The organism is Streptomyces sp. NPDC126497 (genome assembly GCF_040302425.1).
GTDB lineage: Bacteria > Actinomycetota > Actinomycetes > Streptomycetales > Streptomycetaceae > Streptomyces.
Genome location: NZ_JBEORT010000037.1, coordinates 33,747 through 57,645, shown reverse-complemented (window position 1 = coordinate 57,645; position 23,899 = coordinate 33,747). Strand labels below are relative to the sequence as shown.

18 protein-coding genes and 1 pseudogene are annotated in these 23,899 nt (G+C 73.5%); 8 read left to right on the top strand and 11 right to left on the bottom strand.

Annotated features, from left to right (window positions below):
* The 7 genes and pseudogenes from ABTY20_RS17735 to ABTY20_RS17705 all read right to left on the bottom strand — a co-directional run.
* Positions 1-49: pseudogene (locus ABTY20_RS17735) on the bottom strand (hypothetical protein); the annotation flags it as partial.
* Between the two features lie 28 nt (positions 50-77).
* Positions 78-1,397 (bottom strand): MATE family efflux transporter, encoded by a 1,320-nt coding sequence (locus ABTY20_RS17730; protein WP_351997926.1) that lies wholly within the window; start codon positions 1,395-1,397, stop codon positions 78-80.
* 1 nt (position 1,398) lies between these two features.
* Positions 1,399-4,992 (bottom strand): SDR family NAD(P)-dependent oxidoreductase, encoded by a 3,594-nt coding sequence (locus ABTY20_RS17725; RefSeq protein WP_351997925.1) that lies wholly within the window; start codon positions 4,990-4,992, stop codon positions 1,399-1,401.
* Entirely contained in the window at positions 4,989-5,843 is an 855-nt protein-coding gene (locus ABTY20_RS17720) for an ACP S-malonyltransferase (protein ID WP_351997924.1), read from the bottom strand. The genes ABTY20_RS17725 and ABTY20_RS17720 overlap by 4 nt, the downstream gene beginning before the upstream one ends.
* Positions 5,844-5,861: 18 nt before the next feature.
* Entirely contained in the window at positions 5,862-6,902 is a 1,041-nt protein-coding gene (locus ABTY20_RS17715; RefSeq protein ID WP_351997923.1) for a hypothetical protein, read from the bottom strand.
* A gap of 22 nt (positions 6,903-6,924) precedes the next feature.
* The gene (locus tag ABTY20_RS17710) at positions 6,925-7,935 is read right to left on the bottom strand and encodes a hypothetical protein (RefSeq protein ID WP_351997922.1); all 1,011 of its coding nucleotides are present in this window, start codon (positions 7,933-7,935) and stop codon (positions 6,925-6,927) included.
* A gap of 434 nt (positions 7,936-8,369) precedes the next feature.
* Entirely contained in the window at positions 8,370-9,356 is a 987-nt protein-coding gene (locus tag ABTY20_RS17705; RefSeq protein ID WP_351997921.1) for a LysR family transcriptional regulator, read from the bottom strand.
* 92 nt (positions 9,357-9,448) lie between these two features.
* On the opposite strand from ABTY20_RS17705, the gene ABTY20_RS17700 reads away from it, so the two are divergent.
* The 7 genes from ABTY20_RS17700 (at position 9,449) to ABTY20_RS17670 (ending at position 17,448) form a co-directional block, all read left to right on the top strand.
* The gene (locus ABTY20_RS17700) at positions 9,449-10,279 is read left to right on the top strand and encodes an oxidoreductase (RefSeq protein ID WP_351997920.1); all 831 of its coding nucleotides are present in this window, start codon (positions 9,449-9,451) and stop codon (positions 10,277-10,279) included.
* 488 nt (positions 10,280-10,767) lie between these two features.
* Complete coding sequence (locus ABTY20_RS17695) at positions 10,768-11,520, top strand: GntR family transcriptional regulator (protein ID WP_351997919.1); 753 nt, start codon at positions 10,768-10,770, stop codon at positions 11,518-11,520.
* A gap of 465 nt (positions 11,521-11,985) precedes the next feature.
* On the top strand, positions 11,986-12,174 hold the full coding sequence (locus tag ABTY20_RS17690; RefSeq protein WP_351997918.1) for an SPOR domain-containing protein: 189 nt from the start codon (positions 11,986-11,988) through the stop codon (positions 12,172-12,174).
* Between the two features lie 49 nt (positions 12,175-12,223).
* Positions 12,224-12,637: a (deoxy)nucleoside triphosphate pyrophosphohydrolase gene (locus tag ABTY20_RS17685; RefSeq protein ID WP_351997917.1), complete on the top strand. Its 414-nt coding sequence runs from the start codon at positions 12,224-12,226 to the stop codon at positions 12,635-12,637.
* Positions 12,638-12,779: 142 nt separating this feature from the next.
* Positions 12,780-13,208 (top strand): ATP-binding protein, encoded by a 429-nt coding sequence (locus ABTY20_RS17680; RefSeq protein WP_351997916.1) that lies wholly within the window; start codon positions 12,780-12,782, stop codon positions 13,206-13,208.
* A gap of 265 nt (positions 13,209-13,473) precedes the next feature.
* A complete protein-coding gene (locus ABTY20_RS17675) occupies positions 13,474-16,125 on the top strand; it encodes a SpoIIE family protein phosphatase (RefSeq protein ID WP_351997915.1) in 2,652 nt (883 codons plus the stop codon).
* 147 nt (positions 16,126-16,272) lie between these two features.
* Complete coding sequence (locus tag ABTY20_RS17670; protein WP_351997914.1) at positions 16,273-17,448, top strand: glycoside hydrolase family 18 protein; 1,176 nt, start codon at positions 16,273-16,275, stop codon at positions 17,446-17,448.
* Here the strand turns inward: ABTY20_RS17670 and ABTY20_RS17665 are convergent.
* Genes ABTY20_RS17665 through ABTY20_RS17650 form a run of 4 tightly spaced genes read right to left on the bottom strand, consistent with a single transcriptional unit; the run spans position 17,435 to position 21,322 of the window.
* A complete protein-coding gene (locus tag ABTY20_RS17665) occupies positions 17,435-18,199 on the bottom strand; it encodes a succinate dehydrogenase/fumarate reductase iron-sulfur subunit (protein ID WP_351997913.1) in 765 nt (254 codons plus the stop codon). The two genes, ABTY20_RS17670 and ABTY20_RS17665, sit on opposite strands and share 14 nt — an antisense overlap.
* Positions 18,196-20,130, bottom strand: coding sequence for a fumarate reductase/succinate dehydrogenase flavoprotein subunit (locus ABTY20_RS17660; protein ID WP_351997912.1), 1,935 nt, complete (start codon positions 20,128-20,130; stop codon positions 18,196-18,198). The genes ABTY20_RS17665 and ABTY20_RS17660 overlap by 4 nt, the downstream gene beginning before the upstream one ends.
* A 16-nt stretch (positions 20,131-20,146) precedes the next feature.
* Positions 20,147-20,983, bottom strand: coding sequence for a succinate dehydrogenase subunit SdhC (gene sdhC / locus ABTY20_RS17655; protein ID WP_351997911.1), 837 nt, complete (start codon positions 20,981-20,983; stop codon positions 20,147-20,149).
* A gap of 45 nt (positions 20,984-21,028) precedes the next feature.
* Positions 21,029-21,322, bottom strand: a complete 294-nt coding sequence (locus tag ABTY20_RS17650; RefSeq protein WP_351997910.1) for an Rv0250c family protein — start codon at positions 21,320-21,322, stop codon at positions 21,029-21,031.
* Positions 21,323-21,611: 289 nt separating this feature from the next.
* Between ABTY20_RS17650 and ABTY20_RS17645 the strand changes: the two genes are divergently transcribed.
* Complete coding sequence (locus tag ABTY20_RS17645; RefSeq protein ID WP_351997909.1) at positions 21,612-23,792, top strand: ABC transporter family substrate-binding protein; 2,181 nt, start codon at positions 21,612-21,614, stop codon at positions 23,790-23,792.
* Positions 23,793-23,899: the final 107 nt, after the last annotated feature.

Here is a 23,899-nt window from a genome sequence, read left to right as displayed (position 1 = left end):
TCAGCGATTGTTTAACATCATAAACCTGATATTGAATATGATCTCTATAACTGGTCCAGCCTGGGGCAAAATACGCATTACCAACCCGATTCGGGCCGGCCGGCCAGCAGCGTGCAGCCCAGTCCCACGGCCCAGCCGATCACCGTCGCCCACATGATGCCGTCGACCCCCCACGCGTGGCCCAGTACGTACGACAACGGCAGCCGGACCACGCCCAGCGAGGCCACCGTGCAGATCAGCGGTACGACGGTGCGGGCGGTGCCGTTGAACCAGCCGTGCAGCACGACCGTCAGCGTGTAGCACAGGAAGAACGGCGCCGTGATGAGGATGTACCGCTCGGTCACCATCCGGGTCCCGGGGCTGCCGGAGAACAGCGCGGCGATCGGCCCGCGCCCGGCCAGCAGCAGCAGGGACACCACCGCGGTGAGCACGACGCCCAGCCACACGGAGTGACGGACCCCCTCGCGGACCCGCGCGGCCCGGCCGGCGCCGGTGTTCTGCGCGGTGAACACCATCAGCGCGCCGGACAGGTTGAGGAACAGCACGCTGGTCAGCAGCTCCAGCCGGGCGACGACGGTCAGCGCCGCCAGGGCCTCCTCACCGAACGGCGTGATGATCCACACCAGCACCAGCACCCCGACGCCGATCAGCAGGTACTGCACGGCCATCGGCGCGCCGATCCGCAGGCCGCGCCGCACCTCGGCGAGCACCGTGGCAACCGTGACCGCGGCCGCCCCGGACGGCCGTGGCCGGCGCTGCTCGCGCACCAGGCGGGTCAGGCCGACCGCCGCGGTCAGCGCGTTGGAGGCCACCACGGCCAGCGCCGCGCCCGCGATCCCGAGCCGCCAGGGACCCACGAACAGCCAGGCGAACAGCGCGTTCAGCACGCTCGCGGCGATCATCAGGGCGGTGGCCCGGCGGACGTCGCCGCGGCCGGTCAGGACCGCGCACACCGCGCCGAGCGCGTAGACCGCGACCATGCCCGAGCACAGCGTCACCACGAAGGTCCGGGCCTCGGCGGCGACCTCGCCGGTCACGCCGGTCAGCGCCAGCAGCGGTGCCGCGGCCAGGACCGCGACCGCGGCGCAGAGCGCCGACCACACCGCGGTGCAGGCCGCCAGCGCCAGCAGCGCGCTCGGATCGTCACGCCGCCCGGCGCCGGCGAGGTGCCCGAGCCGTACCGTGAACGCGCCGGAGACGCCGGTGAACAGCGAGGTCAGGATCGCGTACAGCGGCTGTGCCGCGCCCAGCGCCGCCAGCCCGGTGACGCCCACGTACCGGCCGACGACCGCGCTGTCGACCAGCAGGTAGCCCTGCTGGAGCAGATTGGCCAGGGCCAGCGGAGCCGCGGTGCCGACGATGCCGGCCAGGACCGGGCCCCGCGTCAGGTCCGGCACGTCACTCCCCGGGCAGGGTCAGCAGCTCGTCGAGCCAGGCGTCGTCGCCGTCGTCGTCGTCCGGCACGCCCGTGTCGTACTTGTTCTCGATGAGCCGGGCGACGGCGGCCACGGTGCGCTCGCTCATCAGGTCGATGGTGTCGAACTGACGGCCGAGGCAGGCGGAGATGCTGTTGCCGATGGTCAGCGCCATGATCGAGTCGGCGCCCAGGTCCCGGAAGTCGGCGTGGACGTCGATCTCCGGGTGACCGAGGGTGTGGGCCAGGCAGCGGCCCACCATCCGTTCCCGGTCGGTGTACCCGTCGTCCGGACGCCCGGTGAGCCGTACCTCGGTGGACTCCACGGCCTCGCGCACGCGGGCGAGGCTTTGCCGGGACCGCTCCTCGAGCGCCGCCAGTCCCGTCTCGATCTTGCTCTCGATGTCCGCGGACAGGGCGACGTGGTACGTCGGCAGTACGCTCATCAGGTCGCTGCCGTAGTTGATCTCGCCGGCGAAGAACCCCGCCCGGTCCCCGCGCAGCGCCGCGTCGATCAGGTCGAGGCCGGTGCGGGTGCGCAGCGACCGGAACACCAGGTCCTCGCTGACGCCGGTGGCGACCGCCATGCCGACCTCCCGCCAGGCCACCCAGCCGACGCTGACCACCCGGTGCTCCGGCGTGTTCAGCGTGCGGGCCAGGTGGTCCAGGTAGAGGTTCGCGGCCGCGTAGTCGGCCTGCCCGAGGGCCGGGAACACCGCGGCCACCGAGGACATGTGCAGCACGAAGTCGGGCCGGTCGTCCCGGGTCAGGTGGTGCAGCAGGAACGCGCCGCGCAGCTTCGGCCGCAGGACGGACGCGAACTCGTCGGCGTCCCGGTAGGCGATGAGGTTGTCGCCGGGCACGCCCGCGGCGTGCACGATGCCGTCCACCCGGCCGTGCGCGGCGCGGATCGCGGCCAGCACGTCCGCCAGCGCGGCCTCGTCGGCGACGTCGGCGGCCACCGGGTGCACGGAGGCGCCGAGCGCGGCGATCTCGCGGACCGCCGTGACGCGCGCCGCGGCGGGATGCTGCGGGTCGGCGGCGACCGCGTCCCACTCGGCCTCGGGCGGCAGGGCGGTGCGGCCGAGGAGGTACAGGTGGACGCCGGGGGCACCGGCCGCGAAGTGCCGGGCCGTCTCCAGGCCGATGCCGCCGAGGCCGCCGGTGATCAGGTACGCGCCGCCGGGCCGCAGGTACGCGTCGCGGACCGCCGGGACCTCGGGCAGCTCGGCGAAGGACTCGCGGTACTTGTCCGTGCCGCGCAGCGCGTACACGCCGGCCTGCGCGGCGAGGATCTCCGTGCGCAGCAGCGCGGCCGGCACCGCGTCGTCGACGTCGAGCAGCCGGACCGTCACGTACGGGTACTCCCGGCCGATCGCCTTGGCCAGCCCGGCGAGCGCCGCGTGTTCCGCGACCACGTCCGTCTCGCCGGGCACGACCGCCAGCGCCCGCCGGGTCAGCACCACGAGGTCGACCGTCGCGCTCGCGTGCATCAGCGCCTTCGCCAGCCGGAAGAGGCCGGTCAGGTGCGCGTCGACGCGGCGGTCCAGTTCCGCGGGACCGTCCGCCGGCGCGTCGTCGAAGGCGAGCGCGTACACCAGGTGGGTGTAGCCCTCGTCGACGAGCTCCTCGGCGAGCCGGTCCGGTCCGGCGTCCGCGGTGTCCTCGGTGTCCGGCGTGCGCAGCACCGCGTCCGGCGGCAGGGCGGCGGCCACGGCGTCGGCCGCGGCCGGGCCCACCAGTGCCAGCACGCGGGCCGACGGGTCACCGGATTCGGCGAGCGGCGCCGGCGCGAACCCCACCTCGTGCGTCACCGGGTGCTCGACCCGCGGCGCGGCCAGCGCGAACCTCTCGCGCCAGGTGTCGGGGAAGTCGACCCAGGCCCGGGTCTCGTCGAACTCGTACGGCGGCAGGTGCACGGTCCGCGGACCCGGCCCGCGGTACTGCGCCCGCAGGTCGAGGTCGGCGCCGCCGGTCCAGGCGCGGGCGGTGTCGGTGCCGGCGGCGTCCGGCACCCCACCGGCCTCGGTGGCCGCCAGCGCCGCCCGCAGCCCGGCCAGGTCGGCGACCGTGTAGGCGAGGCGGTGCCGGTGTCCGGCGCGGGAGACGTTCGACGTCCAGCACACGTCCCGCACGCTGCCGTCGATCCGGCCGTCGTCGATCGCCTCGCGGTAGCGGGTGACCAGCCGGCCGAGCGACGCCGGGCTCTGCGCGCTGAGCGTGAACAGGTAGGGCGGCCGGTCCTCGCCGGACTCCGCCGGCGCCGCGGTGAACTCCTCCAGCACGACGTGGGCGTTGGTCCCGCCGAGGCCGAAGGCGCTCACCCCGGCGCGGCGGGGGCCGTCCCCCTCCGGCCACGCGAGGGCCTCCCGCGGCACGTACACCGGGCCGTCGTCGAGGTCGATCGCGGTGTTCGGCCGCTCGTAGTTCGCCAGGGGCGGGATCACGCGGTGCCGCAGCGCGAGCGCGGCCTTGATCACTCCCATCACGCCCGAGCCCTCGAAGAGGTGGCCGATGTTCGCCTTCACCGTGCCCACCGCGCAGAAGCGCCGGTCGTCGGTCCGGGCGGCGAACGCCCGCCGCAGCCCCTCGAACTCGATCGGGTCGCCGACCTTGGTGGCGGTGCCGTGCACCTCCAGGTAGCCGATCGTGCGGGGGTCGACGCCCGCGTCCCGCCACGCGGTCTCCAGCAGGTCGGCCTGGGCGCGGGAGTCCGGCGCGGTCATCATCTCGGACCTGCCGTCGTGGTTGACCGCGCTGCCCTTGACGACCGCGTACACCTGGTCGCCGTCGGCCAGTGCCCGGTCGAGCCGCTTGAGCACGACCGCCCCGGACCCCTCGCCGAAGCCGGTGCCGTCCGCGCCCTCGTCGAACGTACGGGTCACGCCGTCGGACGACTCGATGCCGATCCGGGTGTGCGGGTGGCGCACCGGCGCCATCACGATCCGGGTGCCGGCCACCACGGCCATCTCGCAGTCGCCCAGCAGCAGCGCGGCCCTGGCCTGGTGCAGCGCCAGCAGCGACGCCGAGCAGGCGCTGTCGATCACCATGCTGGGGCCGCGCAGGTCGAGCAGGTACGAGAGCCGGTTGGCCAGCATCGTGACGATGTTGCCGGTGATGCCGAGCTGTCCCAGCGCGGGGTCGATGCGGCAGAAGTAGTCCAGGTACGACCCGCCGGGGTTGCCGGCGTAGCCGACGTACACGCCGGTGCGGCTGCCGGCCAGCCGCTCGCCGGTGTAGCCGGCGTCCTCCAGCGCGCGGTACATCGTGCGCAGGACCAGCCGCTGGTGCGGGTCGGTGACCGCGGCCTGTTTCGGGGTCATGCCGAAGAAGGCGTGGTCGAACAGGTCCACCCGGTCCAGGAAGCTGCCGTCGTGGAACTCGACCCGTTCCCCGGCGTCCGGCACCAGCGCCGACTCCCAGTGGTAGCGCAGGTACTCCTCGATCTCCCGGCGCCGCCGCGCCGGGAACGGCCGGGTGAGGCTGCGGCCGGTGCGGACGACGTCCCAGAAGGCGTGCTGGTCCGGAGCGTCCGGCACCTCGACGGACAGTCCGACGACAGCGATGTCCGTGGTCATACGAGTTCCTCCGTCGGCTGTGCGGCGATCCGTGAGATGAAGGCGGTGAGGGTGGTGCCGTTGACCTCGTCGAAGTGGTCGACGCCGGCCGCGCGCAGGGCCCGGACCGTGCGCACCCACTCCACCGGGCGGTGGATCTGCCCGCTGAGCAGCCGGACCGCCTGGTCCGGGGTGAACTCCGCGCCGGTGACGCTGGACATCACCGGCGTGTGCCCGGCGTGGAACGCGTACTCGCGCAGGACCGCCGCGAACGCCCGGCCGGCCGGGGCCATGAGGGGGGTGTGGAACGGGCCGCTGACGGACACCGGCAGGACCCGGGCGCCCCGGCCGCGCAGCGCCTTGACCGCGAGCGCCAGTTGCGGCCGGTCCCCGGCCACCGTCACCTGCTGGTCGCTGTTGCGGTTGGCGACGTGCACCAGGTTGAGCCCGGCGCCGTGCAGCACCGCCTCGACCTGTGCCGGGCTCGGCCCGACCACCGCGACCATCGCGCCGCGGGTGACGTCGGCCATCAGCTCGGCGCGGCGCCGGACCAGGGCCAGGCCGTCCATCAGGTCGATGACGCCGGCGGCCATCAGCGCGTTGAACTCGCCCAGGCTGTGCCCGGCGACGTAGTCGTACCGCCGGCCGGCGCGCTCGAGGTCCATCCAGGACAGCGCGTTGACGAGGAAGACGGCCGGTTGCGCGTAGCGGGTGTCGGCGAGCCGGTCGTCGGGGTCGTCGCGGCACAGGTCCGCCACGGAGTAGCCGAGCACCTCGCTCGCGGCCGCGGTCTCCCGCGGATACCGCTCGAACAGTTCCCCTCCCATGCCTCTGCGCTGTACGCCTTGGCCGGGGAAGACCAGACAGTGCATGCGTGGACGCTCCTTCACTCAGGCGGTCGGTGCGGGGACGCTGCGGTAGCGCAGGCCGTGGTGGCCGTCGCGCAGGGTCTCCCGGGTGAACACCCGGGCCGACGGGCCCGGTCCGAAGTCGACGATCTGGTCGGGCCGGCAGTCCTCGACCGCGGCGCGGACCGTGCCGGGCCAGTCCAGCGGGCGGCACACCGCGTGGGCGAGGACGTCCGGCAGCAGGTCACCGCGGTGCTGGAGGTTGACCGGCGCGTCGGCGACGTACACCGGTACGGCCAGCCGGTCGCCGGTGAGCGGGAACGTCATGAAGTGCCGTTCCTCCAGCGTCGCGCGCACCGCCGGCTCCAGGAGCGGCGTGTGGAACGGCGCGGTGCTGCGCAGGTAGGTCCACCCCACCCCCGGCTCGGCCAGTCGCCGCGCGTGCTCCGCCCGGAAGCCGGCGAGGTCGGCCGGGTCCCCGGCCAGCACGTGCGAGCGGCCGGAGTTCGTGAGGGCCAGGTGCACCGGGGAGTCCGCCGCCAGCGCGCGCAGCTCCTCGGCCGGCACGCCCGTCACGGCCGCCATCGGTGTGGCCGCACCCTTCCGCGGCGGTGTCAGCTGATGGCAGCGGATCAGCGCCAGCGCGGTCATCGCGATCAGGTCGTGGCAGAGCGCCGTGTACGGCCGGCGGCCGCTCACCCCCAGTCCCGCGGCCATCGCGCCGATCAGGCCCAGGCTGTGGCCGATGGCGGCCACCGGCGCGGGCCGGTCGCCGTCCGCGCGGCCTACGGCGGGCTGCAGCAGGCACAGTTGGTAGATGTGGGCGCACAGGCCGTCCACGATGGAGTGTTCCAGGGCGCCCGCGTCCGGCGGGTCGCCGCGCAGCCAGGCGGTCAGCGGGATGCCGCCGGGCAGCTCCCGGCGGTAGGCGTCCGGGCCGACGTGGTCGAGCACGCGCGCCACCGCCTCGGTCGCGGCGGTGAAGTACCGCGCGTTCTCCGGCCGGGCGTACAGCGCCCGCAGTGCGGCGAGCGGCGGGCCCTGTACGCCCGCCATGCCGCTGAACAGGTATAACCGTCGCACTTCTCTTCCCCGTGTGAGGCGGTCACCGGCCACGGGCCGGGACCGGCAGGATCTGTGGGAGGGCGGCCGCCTCGTCGACGAGGAGCCGCGCCGCCCGCTGTTCGTGCAGCCGCAGCTGCGTGAGGCCGCGGCGGATCCGGTCCGCCGGCAGGGCGGGCAGCCCGGCCTGGAAGGCGGTGACCCGGTCCGACAGCACGGTGGCCAGCTGCGCGACGCGGGCGTAGGCGGCGCGGACCCGCTCGCTGTGCTCGGTGAGCGCCAGGAACCGGTGGAACAGGGTCCGCGAACCGGCCAGCAGCGCCATGCTGTTGACGCCGGGCGCGCGGTAGGCGGCGGCGACCGACGCGCGCTCCACGACGAGGTTGTCGCCGATGACGTCGTAGAGCTCGAAACCGTCGCGGAAGCCGGCCAGGAACGCGCGGTAGGCGTCCTCGAACCCGTCCCGGTCGGGCTCGGCCACCTGCCGGACGGTGGCGCAGCCGGTGAACCAGCGCTCGGGTTCCCGGGCGTAGCCGTCGCGCAGCACGTCCCATCCCACGGTCAGCGGGAAGTACTCGTGGTCGTCGGCGGTGTTGTCGACCAGCAGGACGTCGGTGCCGCTCGCCCCGCAGACGAGGAAGGAGTGCAGGAGCCGGTGCTCCTCGGGGAGCGTGCCGACCCGGCGCATGAACTCCACCCAGTGCGGGAAGTGGTGCCGGGGCGCGTAGAAGAACACCGGCTGTCCCGCGGCGAGGAGGTCGGTCAGGCCGGACTCGAAGCGGGCCAGGTCCACGGCCCCTGCCGAGAGCACCTCGAACCCGAGCAGGCGCAGGTCGTCGTCGTTCACGTACGGGGCGTCGAACGCCCAGCGGTCCCCGCCGCGCAGGTGGCAGTGGCGGTGGATGGCCGAAGTGGAGCCCAGGGCCCGGTACATCAGCAGGTCGGACCAGGGGGTGCGGCTGCCGACGTACGCGAGGAGCTGGGTCTTGCGGCAGTGCAGGTGGTTGTTGGGGTCCCGGGTGCGGATCCGGTCCAGGCCCGGTAACTCGATCATCTGGTCGACGGACAACAGCGTAAACCTCCGTTCGGCGACGCCTCGCCGCTGCCGGAGCGGGGGTGCCGTGCTCCGGCGGGTTCGGTCCGTCGCGCGGTACGGCGGGGCCGTGGGGGCGCGAGGGACTCGGTCGGGCCGTGCACGACGATGTGCGGATGCTCTTCGCGGCGCGTGCCGGGGATTCCCGCCATTGGGCGATCTCCGGCGAGGCGCGCGGAAACAACGAGCAGACGGATCCTGCGGGACCCGGTCGGCGAAACATTCGAAGTCGATGCGGATGACATTCGACTGCCCGCCCGGCGTGCAACATCATGGCAGGCACCAGATAACGGGTCAATAAAAGTCATATGATTTGACATGTACCGGATGTCACCGCAGGTCAGCACGGTGGAGATGTCGACGCGGGGCCGTCCTCACGGGTGAGGAGGCTGCCGTCAGCCCGGGCGCACGCCGGGACGGAGCGGAAAGTTGCGGACCCTTTCATTCGAAAGTGTCGCCGGTTCCTGCGCATGGGGAAGCCGGGTCACCCCCCGGCACGCCTCCGCGTACCCCCGGACCAACGGCCGGCCGGCGTCCCGCGTCCGCCAGGCCAGGGCGTACCGGCTGGGGGAGAGGTCGCGGACCGGACGGGTGGTGACGCCGCCGAGGGTGATGAGCGGGGCGTTGCCGGTGGCGACGAAGCAGACGCCCAGGCCCGCCACCAGGGCCTCGTACGTCTCCTCCGTGCCGGAGATCTCCGCGCCGACGCGGGGCGGGCCGCCGGGGCGTTCGTCGAGGGCGAGCCAGTGGTCGCGCAGGACGCCCGCGCTCGGGGGCAGGGCCAGGAACGGCTCGTCCGCCAGGTCGGCGAGGGTGAGTTCCGCCCGGGCGGCCAGGGGATGGGCGTCGGGGAGGGCGACCAGGCGCGGCTCCTCGGCGACCACCGTCCAGGCGTAGCGCCCGGGGTCCGGCAGCGGCAGCCAGACGAACGCCACGTCCGTCTCGCCGTCCGCCAGGCCCGCCGTCGGGTCCTCCCAGCTCACCTGCCGCAGCCGGACCACCGCCTCGGGGTGCGCGGCGGTGAAGCGGGAGCGGATCGCCGGGAGCAGACCGCCGCGGCCCGGGCTGGTGCTCATGCCCACCACCAGCGTGCCGCGCCGCGCCGCCCGGGTCCGCTCCACCGCGGCGGCCCCCTCCTCCCACACGGCCAGTACCCGCCGCGCGTGCGGCAGCAGCGCCGCGCCGGCCTCGGTGAGGGCCACGCCCCGCCGGTCCCGGTGGAACAGCTCCACGCCCAACTGCCGCTCCAGCGCCCGCACCTGCTTGCTCAGCGCGGGCTGCGACACGTACAGGCGCTCGGCGGCGCGTGTGAAGTGCAGTTCCTCGGCCACGGTCAGGAAGGAGCGCAGGTCCCTCACGTGCACGTCCGTCGTCATGCCCATCGGTTATCACCGGGGATCTTGGACAGGCAACTCGGCGTGCTGAAAAGGTAGTTCACCTAACCGGCACGGTCAGGCGACGGACGGGAACCGACATGAACAAGGTGTGGCTGATCACGGGCGCGAGCAGCGGGTTCGGACGGGCGATCGCCGAGGCGGCCCTCGCCGACGGCGACGTGGTGGTCGGCGCGGTCCGCCGGCCCGAGGCGCTGGAGGACCTGGTGGCCGCCCACCCCGACCAGGTGGAGGCGCTGCGCCTGGACGTCGCCGACACGGCGGGCGCCGAGGCGGCGGTGCGGGACGTGGTGGCGCGGCACGGGCGGATCGACGTCCTGGTCAACAACGCGGGGCGGACCCACGTCGGGGCCTTCGAGGAGACCTCCGACGACGAGCTGCGCGCGCTGTTCGACGTGCACGTCCTCGGCCCGGCCGCGCTGGTGCGCGCCGTCCTGCCCGGCATGCGCGAGCGGCGCTCGGGGGCGATCGTGCAGATGAGCAGCATGGGCGGCCAGATGTCCTTCGCCGGTTTCGCGGCGTACAGCGGCACCAAGTTCGCGCTGGAGGGCATGTCGGAGGCGCTCGCGGACGAGGTGCGGGACTTCGGCGTCAAGGTGCTGATCGTCGAGCCGGGGGCGTTCCGGACCGGCCTGTTCGAGACGGGCCGGGCCGGGGCCAGCCCGGACAGCGGGCTGTACCCCAAGGTCGCCGAGACCCGTTCCGCCGTGGCCGGCGGCGACGGCTCCCAGCCCGGCGACCCGGCGAAGGCGGCCGCCCTGATCCTGGCCGCCCTCGAGGCGGCGGACGCCCCCCTGCGGCTGCCGCTCGGCGACGACGGCGTCAGCGCGGTCCTCGGCCACCTCGACCAGGTCCGCGAGGAGGTCCTGGCGTGGGAGAAGCGCACCCGCGCCACGGCCTTCGACGACTGACGGCACCGCCGGCGGCACCTGGAAGCCGTGCGCCGGCGACAGCGCGGGGGAGCGCCGGTCGCCGCGCAGGACCTTCGCCCCCGGGGGAGACGTCCGGGAACGGGCCCCGCCGCCCCGCACTCGCGATGCGGCTCGTGTCCGTACCTCCGCCCCCGGCCGTCGGCCCGCCCGGCGGAGGGGAGGTGCGGGCGAGGGCCGCCGGGGCCGCCGGCGCGGACCGGGACGTGACCGATCCTCATATGTCGGTCACCGTGTGCCATGCCCCCGGGGCCGACCGCCACGCCGCCGGAGGGCGGTGAGGAGGCCGGGCGCGACACCGGAGGGGCGAAAGGAAGGTGTGACGGCTGCTATAGCGGGGAGAAAGTGCCTGCGTGAAGCCCTCACCCGGCAGATGTCATCACATCGAGTGATTCTCTGGCCTTTGCTTGCCCGGGACAACCCACGGTTGCCACGCTGTTGCTGTCTGTACAGCCTGATGGGAGCGGCCCGTGACATTCGGTGAGCAGCCGGCGTACCTGCGCGTCGCGGGTGATCTCCGCAAGAAGATCGTCGACGGCCGGCTGCCGCCGCACACCCGGCTCCCCTCCCAGGCGAGGATCCGCGAGGAGTACGGCGTCTCGGACACGGTCGCGCTGGAGGCGCGCAAGGTGCTGATGGCGGAGGGGCTCGTGGAGGGCCGCTCCGGCTCCGGGACGTACGTGCGCGAGCGGCCGGTGCCCCGGCGGATCGCCCGCTCCGGGTTCCGTCCCGAGCGCGGGGCCACGCCGTTCCGCCAGGAGCAGGCCGACGCGGGCGTCCGGGGCACCTGGGAGTCCAGCAGCGAGCGGACCGAGGCCGACGAGGCGGTCGCCGAGCGGCTCGGCATCGAGCCCGGCGACCGTGTGATGCGCACCGAGTACGTCTTCCGGGAGGCCGGGGAGCCGATGATGCTCTCCACCTCCTGGGAGCCGCTCGCCCTCACCGGCCGGACCCCCGTGATGCTGCCCGAGGAGGGGCCGCTCGGCGGCATGGGCGTCGTCGAGCGCATGCGCGCCATCGACGTGATCGTGGACAACGTGACCGAGGAGGTCGGCGCCCGTCCCGGACTCGCCGAGGAGCTGGTGCTGCTGGGCGGCGTCCCCGGACATGTCGTCCTGGTCATCCAGCGCACCTACTTCGCCTCGGGACGGCCGGTCGAGACCGCCGACGTGGTCATCCCGGCCGACCGTTACCGGGCGGCCTACCACCTCCCGGTGAAGTAGCGGGCCCGGAGGCGGGACGGCGGCGCGCCCCCGCGCCCTCGCCGTCCCGTCCCCTCGCCGTTCGCCCTCCCCGGAGTGGCCCGCCGCGCACCCCGCCGCCCCTTCCCGGTGATCCACGCGCCCCTCCGCGGACCCGTCGCGCGCCCTTGAGCGCCCCGGTCCGCCTCCGCTCCGGCGCGCCGTCCGGGGCGCCGCCGCTCCCGCACCGTGGCGATCCGGCCGTTCTCCCAGGTCGCCCACGGAGCGCGACGCATCGCGCCCCCTGCCGCCGACCGGACGCGGCGGTCTCCCCGCACGGCGCGTCCACCCCCGTGCGCCCCCCGCGTTCTGGCTGGTTGTGTGCCTCTTTGTGAAAAGGCGTATTCGCTCAGTGAAGCGAAGGCGTAGGCTCGGGCATATGCGGACTGGGGTTTCCTTATCGGGCGGGGCGCGGCGCCGGTCGTGGACGGGAAGGCAAGGGGAGCGATGAACGACGGCACGGTGACTCTTCCCTGGCTCGTCGTGCGTCAGGACGACAACGGCAATCGCTACCGGGTGGGCAGGTACGCGACCCGCGCCGAGGCCGAGAGGATCGCGGACAGCCTCGACGGGCGCGGGCACAAGCAGCTCTACTGGGTCGAGCGGATCGACCGGAACGGAACGTCCGCGGGCTGACCCGGACCGCCGGCGGGGCCCTGCTCGTGCCTCCCGTAGGCTCCGGCGCATGAGCGAGCGGATCGTGGTGGTCGGTGCGGCCCTGTGGCACGAGGGGCGGCTGCTCGCCGCCCGCCGGAGCGCACCCGCCGAACTGGCCGGGCGCTGGGAGCTGCCCGGCGGCAAGGTCGAACCGGGCGAGGCCCCGGAGGCGGCCGTCGTGCGGGAACTGCGCGAGGAGCTCGGCGTCGACGCCGAGACCGCGGAGCGCGTCCCGGGGGAGTGGCCGCTGCGGACGCCGTACGTGATGCGGGTGTGGATCGCGCGCCTGCGCCCCGGATCGCCCGCCCCCCGGCCCCTGGAGGACCACGACGAGCTGCGCTGGCTCGCCCCCGGCCGGGTCTGGGACGTCGACTGGCTCGACCACGACGTGCCCGCCGTCCGCGGCGTCCTCGCCCGTCTCGGCCTCCCGGAGAGCGGGTGAAGCGCGGGTGCGGCGTACGGGGGCGGGCAGGACGGTGCGTGGGCGCCTTCCCGCGCCGCCCGTGCCACGATGCGCCGTCGCGCGCGGTACTCCGCCCGCCATATCGGGTATATGCCCCTTAACCCCATGAGACCGGACATGGGTGGACTCCCTCGGCGGGGAAGTGATCCGCGTGATCGACACCGACGGCGACCACGCCGCGTGGACCTTCCCGGCAGCCCCGGGAACCGTGCGCGCCGCCCGTGGTGCCGTCCGCGACCAACTGCGCCTGTGGCGCCTCGACAGCATCGGCGATCTCGCGGCCCTGCTGGTCAGCGAACTGGTCACCAACGCCCTGCGGTACGCCACCGGCCCCGTGGGCGTGCGCCTGACCCGCCCCGCGGAGTTCGGCGGTGTCCTCCTGGTGGAGGTCTCCGACACCCTCCCCGAGCCCCCGCACGAACGCGTCGCCCGGCCCGAGGACGAGGGCGGCCGCGGACTGCAGATGCTGGCCTCCGCCTCGCGCCGCTGGGGCACCCGGCCGGGTGCCGCCGGCAAGACCGTGTGGTTCGAACTCGCGGTGCCGAGATGAGGCGTCGCACGCCCGTTCACGGTGTACGCGCCCGCCCTTTCCGTCGAGTGACCGGCCCGGGGGCGCGACGGTTGTCGAAGAAGGGGTTCGACGACGTGTTCGCTGGTTAGAAGACTGGAAGTGTTCTCACGGCGCGGACCGAAAAGCATCGGGACCGTGCTGTGATCGTGAACACCGTGTTGTGCGGCGCCGTAGTGCTGGATACTGCGGGCAGCCGCCCCCGGTGACCGGTGCCGGACGCGGTGAGCTGGAGGGGACGGTTCGCGTGAGCGAGATACCAGCGAAGGCCACGGAGTCCGAGGACCCGTCGGGCGGCGCGAGGAGCGGGGCCGTCGACGGCCTCCTCCCCGGCGACGCTCCGTCCGCCGACGTGATGTGGCAGACCAGCCCGCCCGGCTCCCTGTACGACTACGTCAAGGTCGCCTCCTTCTCCATCGGCCCGGACGGGCTGGTCGACCAGTGGAGCCTGCGCGCCGAGCAGGTCTTCGGCATCCCCGCCGAACGCGCCGTCGGCATGGACCCCATCGAGGCGTTCGTCGAGCCGGTGCGGCGGGAGCGCGGCCAGCGCAAGATGGCCGAGATCCTCGACGGCCGGGAGTGGACCGGAGTGGTGCCCTTCCGGCTGTCGGCCGCCCTGGTGGCGGACGAGCGCGAGCGGGAGGGCCTCGCCGAGGTCTACGTCATGCCGACGCGGACCGAGGAGGGCGAGAAGGCCGCCGTCTGCATCGTCGTGGACGTCCGCACCCTGCGCCGCATCGAGACGGATCTCGCCGCCTCGCAGGCCATATTCGGCCAATCCCCGTTCGGTTTCCTGCTGATCGACGCCGACCTGCGGGTGCGTCGCGCCAACCAGCGGTTCGCGTCCATCTTCGGCGGCGTCCCGGACGACCACCGCGGCAAGGGCGTGCACGACTACCTGCCGCGCGGCGAGGCCGAGCGGGTCGCCGCGACCCTGCGCCGGGTGCTGGAGACCGGCGACTCCATCACGGACATGCACGTCACGGGCTTCGTGCCGGGTTCCGAGGAGCGCCGCCACTGGTCCGTGAACCTCTACCGGGTGCACAGCGGCAGCGGCCGGCCCATCGGCATCGCCTGGCTGGGAACCGACATCACCGCCCGTCGCGCCGCCGCCCGCGAGGCCGCCGCCGCACGGCGCAACCTCGCCCTCCTCAACGAGGCGGGCGCCCGGATCGGCAACTCCCTCGACCTGGAGACCACCGCCCGGGAACTCCTGGACGTCGTCGTCCCCGGCTTCTGCGACCTGGCCACCGTCGACCTGTACCAGGGACTGCTGGTCGGCGACGAGACCCCCCCGGGACTCGCCGACGGCAGTGCGGAGGTGCGCCGCGTCGCCTTCGCCAGTGCCGTGTCCGACGCGCCGTTCAGCGGCGTCGGGGAGCCGGTGAAGCTGGGCGCCGTCCACCACTACCCCTTCAACTCGCCCTGCGCGGACGCCCTGCGCACCGCCCGCCCGCAGAGCGTCCCCGGCGAGGAGGGCGGGCTGGTGCAGTCCACGCTCGCCGTGCCGATGGTCGCCCACGACACCGTGGTGGGCCTCGCCCGGTTCGCCCGCACCAAGGGCAGCGAGCCGTTCGGCGACCGCGACCGCGACCTCGCGGTCGAACTGGCCGCCCGCGCCGCCGTCTGCATCGACAACGCCCGCCTCTACCGGCGCGAGCACGAACGCGCGTTGATACTGCAGCGCTCCCTGCTCCCGCCCGGCGACCCCGAGGCCTCCGGCCTCGACATCGCCTGCCGCTACCTGCCCGGCAACGCGGCCACCGGCCGGACCGGCGAGGTCGGCGGCGACTGGTTCGACGTCATCGAACTCCCCGGCCACCGCACCGCGCTGGTCGTCGGCGACGTCATGGGACGCGGTCTGCGCGCGGCCGTCGCCATGGGCGAACTGCGCACCGCCGTACGGACCCTGGCCCAGCTCGACCTGGAACCCGCCGAGGTCCTGTCCCAGTTGGACGAGATCGCCCGGGGCCTGGGCGCCCCCGGAGGCGTCCAGCAGGCCACCCGGGCCGCCCGCCGCCCCCGCGAGGCCGACCTCTCCGAGGTCTACCTGGCGACCTGTGTCTACGCCGTCTACGACTCGGTGACCAGGCGCTGCACCTTCGCCAACGCGGGCCATCTGCCGCCCGTCCTGGTCGAACCCGGCGAGCCCGCGCTGATGCTGGACGTCCCGCCCGGAATGCCGCTCGGCGTCGGCGGGGAACCCTTCGAGGAGGTGGAGGTCGAACTGCCCGAGGGCGCCCTTCTCGCGCTCTACACGGATGGACTGGTCGAAAGCCGCGACCACCCCCTCGACGAGGGCCTCCAGGCCTTCGTGGGCGCGCTCACGGACCCGTCCCACCCCTCGACGGCGGCGCGGCACGCCGACTCCCACCCGAACCTGGAGGACGTCTGCGACCACGTCCTCAACACCCTCGACACCCACCACGGCGAGGACGACATCGCCCTGCTGATGGCCCGCGTCCAGGGACTGCCCGCCGAGTCCGTCGGCGACTGGACCCTGCCCCGTGAGCCCCGCAGCGTGGGCCGCGCCCGTGAGTACGCCCGCGCACAGCTGACCGGCTGGGGCCTGGAGCCCCTGGTCGACACCACGGAACTCCTGGTCAGCGAGCTGGTCACCAACGCGCTGCGGTACGGCGAGGGAGAGATCAGACTCCGTCTCCTCCTCGACCGCACCCTGGTCTGCGAGGTCTGGGACTCCGGCCTGGTCCAGCCCCGCCGCCGCCGCGCCCGCGACACCGACGAGGGGGGCCGCGGCCTCCAGCTGGTCGGCCTGCTCAGCGCGGCCTGGGGCTCCCGCCGCACCCCCCGGGGCAAGACGGTCTGGTTCGAACTCCCCCTCCCCGGCGCCGACACCGTCCTGACCGACCCGGCGGAGGCGCTGCTGAGCCTGTTCTGACGGCCCGACGGCCACCGGCACGCACGGCGGGCCCCCGCCGTCGGGCGACCGCAACCGGAACACCCGTTCCCCTCGTCCTCCCTTCAACGTCAACGACGCGGTTGCCTGCGGGAGCCTGCGGGAGCCGGCGGGAGAAGGGGAGTCGGCATGGAACGCGCGGAACCGCAGGAGCCGGCGGCCGCGGCGGACGGCCCGCCCCGGGAACCGGCGGACGCGGGCGACGGTGCTTCCCGGCGGGAACCGGCGGGGGGCGCCGACGGCGATTCCTCCGCGGCCCCCGACGGACGGTCCGGCGCACGCCGCAGGCCCTGGGTCCGCCGGGCCCGGCGCACGGCCCTGGCGGTCACGCTCCTCCTGGTCGTCCCCCTCCTCGCCGTCGAGACGGCCCTGCGCGTCACCTACATGGGGGACCCGGCGGACGGCACGTACACCCGCGACCGGGACGCCATGTGGCTCGGGCACGCCTGGGTCGACGGACGGAAGAAGGACGCCGACGTCACCGCCCTGGCCCGCCGCCTCGAGGGCACCGGGATCCGTGACCTGTACGTCCACTCCGGGCCGCTGGAGCACGACGGGACCCTGCCGGAGTCGGCGTACCCGCGTGCCCGCTGGCTGACCGACGCCGTGCACCGGGAGCTGCCGGGCGTCCGCGTCCAGGCCTTCCTCGGGGACGTCCTCGCCAACGGGGGCCCCGACGGCCTGCACCTGGACCGTGCCGCCACCCGCGCCGCCGTCGTGCGCAGCGCCGGCCAGGTCCTGGACGCGGGCTACGACGGCGTCCACCTCGACCTGGAGCCGCTGCACTCCGGTGACCGGGACTACCTCTCCCTCCTGGACGACCTGCGCGCCGTCACCCGCGCCGAGGACGCGCAGCTGTCCGTGGCCGCCCACCAGATCGACCCGCTCCCCGCCCTCCACTCCGTGTTCGGCCTCTTCGCCGAACACCCCAAGTGGTGGTCGCAGGAGTTCTTCGGCCAGGTCGCCCGGCGCGTCGACCAGATCGCCGTGATGACGTACGACACCGCACAGCCCCTGGAGGGCACCTACGGCGGCTACGTGGCCCAGCAGACGTCGCTCGCGCTGGAGGTCACCCCGTCCACCACGCACCTGCTGATCGGGCTGCCCTTCTACCACGAGAGCAACTTCGACCACTGGGGTCACGCCGAGACCGTCGCTGCCGCCGTCCGCGGCGCCCGCCTCGGCCTCTCCCGCACGGACCCCGACCGGAAGCTCTTCGGCGTCGCCCCGTACATCGACTTCGCGGCGACGGAGACGAACCGGAGGGAGTACCGGGAGGGCTGGCTGCGGCCTAACGCCTCCTGATCCTCGACCCCAGCCACACCAGCGGGTCGTACTTGCGGTCCGCCGCCCGTTCCTTCAGCGGGATCAGCGCGTTGTCCGTGATCCTGATCCCCTCGGGGCAGACCTCCGTGCAGCACTTGGTGATGTTGCAGTAGCCGAGGCCGTGGTCCTCCTGGGCCGCGCGCCCGCGGTCCAGGCCGGCCTCCTCGGCCGCGTCCAGCGGGTGCATGTCGAGCTCCGCGACCCGCATCAGGAAGCGCGGACCGGCGAACGCCTGCTTGTTCTCCTCGTGGTCGCGGACCACGTGGCAGGTGTCCTGGCACAGGAAGCACTCGATGCACTTGCGGAACTCCTGCGAGCGGTCCACGTCCTCCTGCGTCATCCGGTACTCGCCCGGCCCGACCCCCTCCGGCGGGACGAAGGCGGGGACCTCCCTGGCCTTGGTGTAGTTGAAGCCGACGTCCGTCACCAGGTCCCGGATCACCGGGAAGGCCCGCAGCGGGGTCACGGTGATCGTCTCGTCCCGCTCGAACACCGACATGCGCGTCATGCACATCAGCCGGGGACGCCCGTTGATCTCCGCCGAACACGAGCCGCACTTGCCGGCCTTGCAGTTCCAGCGCACGGCGAGATCGGGGGCCTGGGTGGCCTGGAGGCGGTGGATGATGTCGAGGACCACCTCGCCGTCGTTCACCTCGACCCCGAAGTCCTCCAGGCCGCCGCCCCGCACGTCCCCGCGCCACACCTTGAAGCGGGCCTCGTAGCTGCTCACTCGTGGAGCTCCTCTTCTGCGAGGTACTTGACCAGCTCCTCCCTCTCGAAGAGGGCGAGCAGGTCGGGACGGATGGGTTCGGTGGTCTCGCGGGTGAGGGTGATCTGCCCGCTCGCCGTGTCGGTGGCCGCGAGACCGCCCGTCGGGTCGGTGAGCGCGCACAGCAGGTTCACGTTGCGCCAGGCGCGCTCCATCCCGGAGTGGTCCTCACGGGTGTGCCCGCCGCGCGACTCGGTGCGCTCCAGCGCCGCCCGGGCCACGCACTCGCTGACCAGCAGCATGTTCCTCAGGTCGAGCGCGAGGTGCCAGCCGGGGTTGAACTGCCGGTGCCCCTCGACGCCGGCCCGGCGGGCTCGCAGGCGCAGCTCGGCGAGCTTCTCCAGGGCCTGCTTCATCTCGTGCCCGCGGCGGATGATGCCGACCAGGTCGTTCATCGTCTGCTGGAGTTCCTGGTGCAGCGTGTAGGGGTTCTCCGGCGGTCCCCCGGCCGGCTCCCCGCCCTCCGCGGAGAACGGGCGCAGGGCCTCCGCGGCGGCCGCGTCGACCTGTGCGTCGTCCACCCGGGGCCGCGCGCCCCCGGTCCCGCTCGCGTACTCGGCCGCGTGCCATCCCGCCCGGCGCCCGAACACCAGCAGGTCGGACAGGGAGTTCCCGCCGAGCCGGTTGGAGCCGTGCATCCCGCCGGCCACCTCACCGGCCGCGAACAGCCCCGGCACCCCGCGCGCCGCCGCCGAGTCGGAGTCGACGGCGATGCCGCCCATCACGTAGTGGCAGGTCGGCCCGACCTCCATCGCCTCCGCCGTGATGTCGACGTCCGCCAGTTCCTTGAACTGGTGGTACATCGACGGCAGCCGCCGCTTGATCACCTCGGCCGGCATCCGGGTGGACACGTCCAGGAAGACCCCGCCGTGCGGGGAGCCGCGGCCGGCCTTCACCTCCGCGTTGATCGCGCGGGCCACCTCGTCGCGGGGGAGCAGCTCGGGCGGGCGCCGGTTGTGGTCCGGGTCGTCGTACCAGCGGTCGCCCTCCTCCTCGGACTCGGCGTACTTGTCCTTGAAGACGTCCGGGACGTAGTCGAACATGAACCGCCTGCCCTCGGAGTTGCGCAGCACCCCGCCGTCCCCGCGCACCGACTCGGTGACGAGGATGCCCTTCACCGACGGCGGCCAGACCATCCCGGTCGGGTGGAACTGCACGAACTCCATGTTCAGCAGCGGGGCCCCGGCCAGCAGCGCCAGCGCGTGCCCGTCACCGGTGTACTCCCACGAGTTCGACGTCACCTTGAACGACTTGCCGATCCCGCCGGTCGCGATCACCACGGCGGGCGCCTCCAGGACGAAGAACCGCCCGGACTCCCGCTCGTACCCGAAGACCCCGGAGACCTTCCCGCCGTCCTTCAGCACGCGGGTGACCGTGCACTCCTGGAAGACCTTCAGCCGGGACTCGTAGTCCCCGGTCTCGCGGAAGTCCTCCTGCTGGAGCGCGACGACCTTCTGCTGGAGGGTGCGGATCAGCTCGAGGCCGGTGCGGTCGCCCACGTGCGCCAGGCGCGGGTACTCGTGGCCGCCGAAGTTGCGCTGGGAGATCCGGCCGTCCTTCGTCCGGTCGAACAGCGCGCCCCAGGTCTCCAGCTCCCACACCCGCTGCGGTGCCTCCCGGGCGTGCAGCTCGGCCATCCGCCACTGGTTGAGGAACTTGCCGCCGCGCATGGTGTCGCGGAAGTGGACCTGCCAGTCGTCCCCGGCGTTGGCGTTGCCCATCGCCGCCGCGATGCCTCCCTCGGCCATCACGGTGTGCGCCTTGCCGAACAGCGACTTGCAGATCACGGCCGTGCGGGCACCCCGCTCGCGCGCCTCCACGGCGGCGCGCAGGCCCGCGCCGCCGGCCCCGACCACGACGACGTCCCACTCCTGTCGGTCGACCACGGACATCAGTCAAAGCCCCCCGTTAGAAGAAGCGCGGATCGTCGAGGACACCGGACGCGACGAGGTAGACGTAGAGGTCGGCGAGGGCCACGCTCAGCAGCGACGCCCAGGCGAGCTGCATGTGCCGGGCGTTCAGCCGGCTCACCCACTGCCACATCCGGTAGCGCACCGGATGCCTGGAGAAGTGCTTCAGCTTCCCGCCGACGATGTGCCGGCAGGAGTGGCAGGAGACCGTGTACGCCCAGATCAGCACGATGTTGACCAGGAACACCAGGGTGCCGAGCCCCATGTGGCCCCACGCGTAGTGCTCGTCGCGGAAGGCGAGCACGGTGTCGTAGGTCAGGATGCCGGCGACCGGGACCGCCGCGTAGAAGAAGTACCGGTGGACGTTCTGCAGGATCAGCGGGAAGCGGGTCTCCCCGGTGTACTTCCCGTGCGGCTCGGCCACCGCGCAGGCCGGCGGGGACGCCCAGAAGCCCCGGTAGTAGGCCTTGCGGTAGTAGTAGCAGGTCAGCCGGAAGCCGAGCGGGAAGATCAGGATGATGATCGCCGGGGAGACGGCCCACCAGGTGCCGAACAGTTCCCAGTTCGGCCCGGACCGCATCGGCTCGCAGTTCTCCGCGAGGCACGGCGAGTAGAACGGCGAGACGTACGGCGCCGCGTAGTAGTCGGCGTTCGAGAAGGCCCGCCACGTCGAGTAGACGACGAAGGCGAGCAGCCCGGCCGCGGTGGCGGCCGGGGCCAGCCACCAGCGGTCGGTCCGCAGGTGCGGGGCGGCGATCGCGGCGCGCGTGCCGGATCTCACACCGCCGCTTCTCGGGCGGGGTTCCGTGGCGGGAGGTTCCGTGCCAGTGGCCACTTGTCCACTCCGGTAGGGGGTCGGGGACGCCGCGATCGGCGGGGATCAGGGGGCGTGACGGCCGCGGGCGCCCAGACCCTCGTCGTCCGTGTCCACCCACAGGGAGGGGTCGTAGGGGGTGTCGGAGATGGTGACGAGGTCGGGCCGCCGCTGCGGGGCCGCGGTGACGGCGGCCGTCTCCCGCAGCAGTGCGAAGCTCTCCCGCAGGTGATCGGCGTCGGTGCGGACGCGGCGCATCTCCAGGCCGCCGCCGCCCAGCTGCTTCTCCAGCCGCCCCACCGACCGGACCAGGTCGTCGAGACAGCGCTGGACGGATGACAGTTCGTCGTGCACGGACATGACGTGACCTCATTTCCACGGGTTCTTCAGGCCCAGGCGGCAACGTTCATGCGCCTGAGAGTGTTGCGCGTCACACCTTGTGCTGTGAAGGGATGTGCATCGATTGGCCGAGGCGCACGGGTGCGGCGGACGGCGTCTTGAGCCGCACGGGTGGGGTTGCCGTCCGTGGTCGCCGTGTCGCCCCGGGTTGCCGAACCCTTTCCTCTTCAGTGGGCCGCATACGTCGGATGAGCTCCAAATACCACCAAAAGTGATCGTAACGCCCGCGGCTTTCCGGAGGTACTCAGAGATGTCCCACGACGGCGGCGGCCCGCGCGCGGCTCTGCGCCAGGTCGCCCTCCTCACCGCCGGCCTGCTCGTGGTGCCCGCACTGGCCGGATGCGGCTCCGACGACCCGGCGGGCAGGCCTCTCGCGGGAGCGGACATCGCCCGTGCCGACCGGGCCCTGATCGCCGACGGGGGCACCCTGCGCTGGGCCGTGGACACCGTCCCGGACACCCTGAACGCCTTCCAGGCGGACGCGGACGCCACCACCACCCGGATCACCCAGGCCGTCCTGCCCTCGATGTACCGGATGGACGGCAGGGGCCGGCCGGTGCGCAACCCCGACTACCTGGAATCCGCCGAGGTCGTCGACACCGAGCCCCGGCAGGTGGTCCTCTACCGGCTCAACCAGCAGGCCGTCTGGAGCGACGGCCGCGAGATCGGCGCCGCCGACTTCGCCGCCCAGTGGCGCGCCCTGTCCGGCAAGGACACCGCCTACTGGACCGCCCGCAACGCCGGCTACGACCGCATCGCGAAGATCGAGCGGGGCGGGAACGACCTCGAGGTCAAGGTCACCTTCAGCCGCCCCTACGCCGACTGGAAATCGCTGTTCACGCCGCTGTACCCGAAGGAGGTCATGGGCACCCCCGACTCCTTCAACGACGGAGCCCGCAGGAAGCTCAAGGTCACCGCCGGGCCCTTCACGGTGAAGAAGGTCGACACCGGGAAGGACGAGGTCACCCTCACCCGCAACGTGCGCTGGTGGGGCGACCCGGCGAAGCTGGAGAGGATCGTGCTGCGGGCCGTGCCCCACGACAAGCGGATCTCCGCGCTCGGCGCCGGAACCGTCGACCTGGCCGAGATCGGCCCGGGCGCCGCCCGCCGCATCACCGCCGCCGCGCTGCCGCGGAGCGGGGACAACCCTCTGGCGGGCCCCGGGGCCGCCCGGTCCGCCGCGGCCGCGCTGCGCTCCTGGGCCGTCGCCCACGGCTCCGACGAGGAGGCCGCCGACGAGGAGGTCTCCGCCCGCGGGAAGCTGCGCGAGAAGGCCGGGAAGCGCGCCCGCCGGCAGAAGGCCCTGGCCGGCTTCGAGGTGCGCGCGTCACTGGAGCCCGCCTACACCCAGCTCGCCCTGAACGGCGCCGACGGCCCCCTCGCCGACGAGCGGGTCCGCCGCGCCGTGGCCCGGGCCCTGGACCGCAGGGCCATCGCCGAGGCGGTCCTGAAACCGCTCGGCCTGCCCGCCGAGCCCCTGGGCAGTCACCTCGCCCTGTCCGGCCAGGCCGTCTACGCCGACCACAGCGGAGCCCTCGGCGAGCAGGACGCCGAGGAGGCGCAGGCGCTGCTCGCGGACGCCGGCTGGGAGCCGGGCGGGCCGGTGAAGGGGAAGAAGGAGAAGGACGAGGGGGAAGGGGAGGAGGCGGCCGGACCGGAGGGAGAGGAGGACGGCGACTCCGAGGAGGACACCGGGTCCGAGGGCGACGACGGCACGTACATCGTCGGGGAGGACGACAAGGCCCCGCACGACTCCGGCACCGGCACCAGGCACCTGCAGCAGGGCGGCGCCCCCGGCGCCTACGCCCCCAGGGGCACCGCCGCCCCGGCCCGGGCCGGCGGCGCCCGCGTCGCCAAGGACGGCAAGGCGCTCACCCTCCGCTTCGTCCTGCCCTCGGGACCGGGCGCGGACGCGCTGCACACCGTGGCCGGCCGGATCGCGAGGATGCTGGAGCGGATCGGCATCGGCACGAAGATCACCAAGGTCGACGACGCCAGCTACTTCAAGGACCACATCGCCTCCGGGAAGTACGACCTCGCCCTGTACTCCTGGCCTGCGACCGCCTACCCCGCCACCGACGCCCGCCCCGTCTACGCCAAACCGGTCCCGGCCGCCGACGGCTCCCTGAACGTGGAGCAGAACTACACCCGCGTCGGCACCGACCAGGTCGACCAGCTCTTCGACCAGGCCCTCACCACCCTCGACGACTCCGAGCGCCGCGCCCTGCTCCGCAAGGCCGACTCCCGCATCTGGGCGGCGGCCGGCTCCATCCCCCTCTACCAGCGCCCCCAGCTCACCGCCGCCCGCAAGGACCTGGTCAACGCCGGCGCGTTCGGATTCCGCACACCGGTGTACGAGGACATGGGCTTCCTGAAGAAGGGCGCGAAGCCGGCGGCGGGCCCGTCGCCCGACGTCCCGTCCGCCGGGTAGCTCAGCACACGCTCAAAGCGCTTGTGGCCCCCCGCCCGGTGCCCGCACCATGGGACCGACAGGATCATGGTGCGGCCGCCGGGCGGCCGCACACGGGGGAAGAGGAG

Coding starts and splice junctions, on each gene's coding strand:
- ABTY20_RS17670 (WP_351997914.1), top strand. CDS start 16,273: ATGGAACGCGCGGAACCGCAGGAGCCGGCGGCCGCGGCGGACGGCCCG.
- ABTY20_RS17705 (WP_351997921.1), bottom strand. CDS start 9,356: ATGGGCATGACGACGGACGTGCACGTGAGGGACCTGCGCTCCTTCCTG.
- ABTY20_RS17650 (WP_351997910.1), bottom strand. CDS start 21,322: ATGTCCGTGCACGACGAACTGTCATCCGTCCAGCGCTGTCTCGACGAC.
- ABTY20_RS17720 (WP_351997924.1), bottom strand. CDS start 5,843: ATGCACTGTCTGGTCTTCCCCGGCCAAGGCGTACAGCGCAGAGGCATG.
- ABTY20_RS17690 (WP_351997918.1), top strand. CDS start 11,986: ATGAACGACGGCACGGTGACTCTTCCCTGGCTCGTCGTGCGTCAGGAC.
- ABTY20_RS17685 (WP_351997917.1), top strand. CDS start 12,224: ATGAGCGAGCGGATCGTGGTGGTCGGTGCGGCCCTGTGGCACGAGGGG.
- ABTY20_RS17725 (WP_351997925.1), bottom strand. CDS start 4,992: ATGACCACGGACATCGCTGTCGTCGGACTGTCCGTCGAGGTGCCGGAC.
- ABTY20_RS17700 (WP_351997920.1), top strand. CDS start 9,449: ATGAACAAGGTGTGGCTGATCACGGGCGCGAGCAGCGGGTTCGGACGG.
- ABTY20_RS17710 (WP_351997922.1), bottom strand. CDS start 7,935: ATGATCGAGTTACCGGGCCTGGACCGGATCCGCACCCGGGACCCCAAC.
- ABTY20_RS17645 (WP_351997909.1), top strand. CDS start 21,612: ATGTCCCACGACGGCGGCGGCCCGCGCGCGGCTCTGCGCCAGGTCGCC.
- ABTY20_RS17660 (WP_351997912.1), bottom strand. CDS start 20,130: ATGTCCGTGGTCGACCGACAGGAGTGGGACGTCGTCGTGGTCGGGGCC.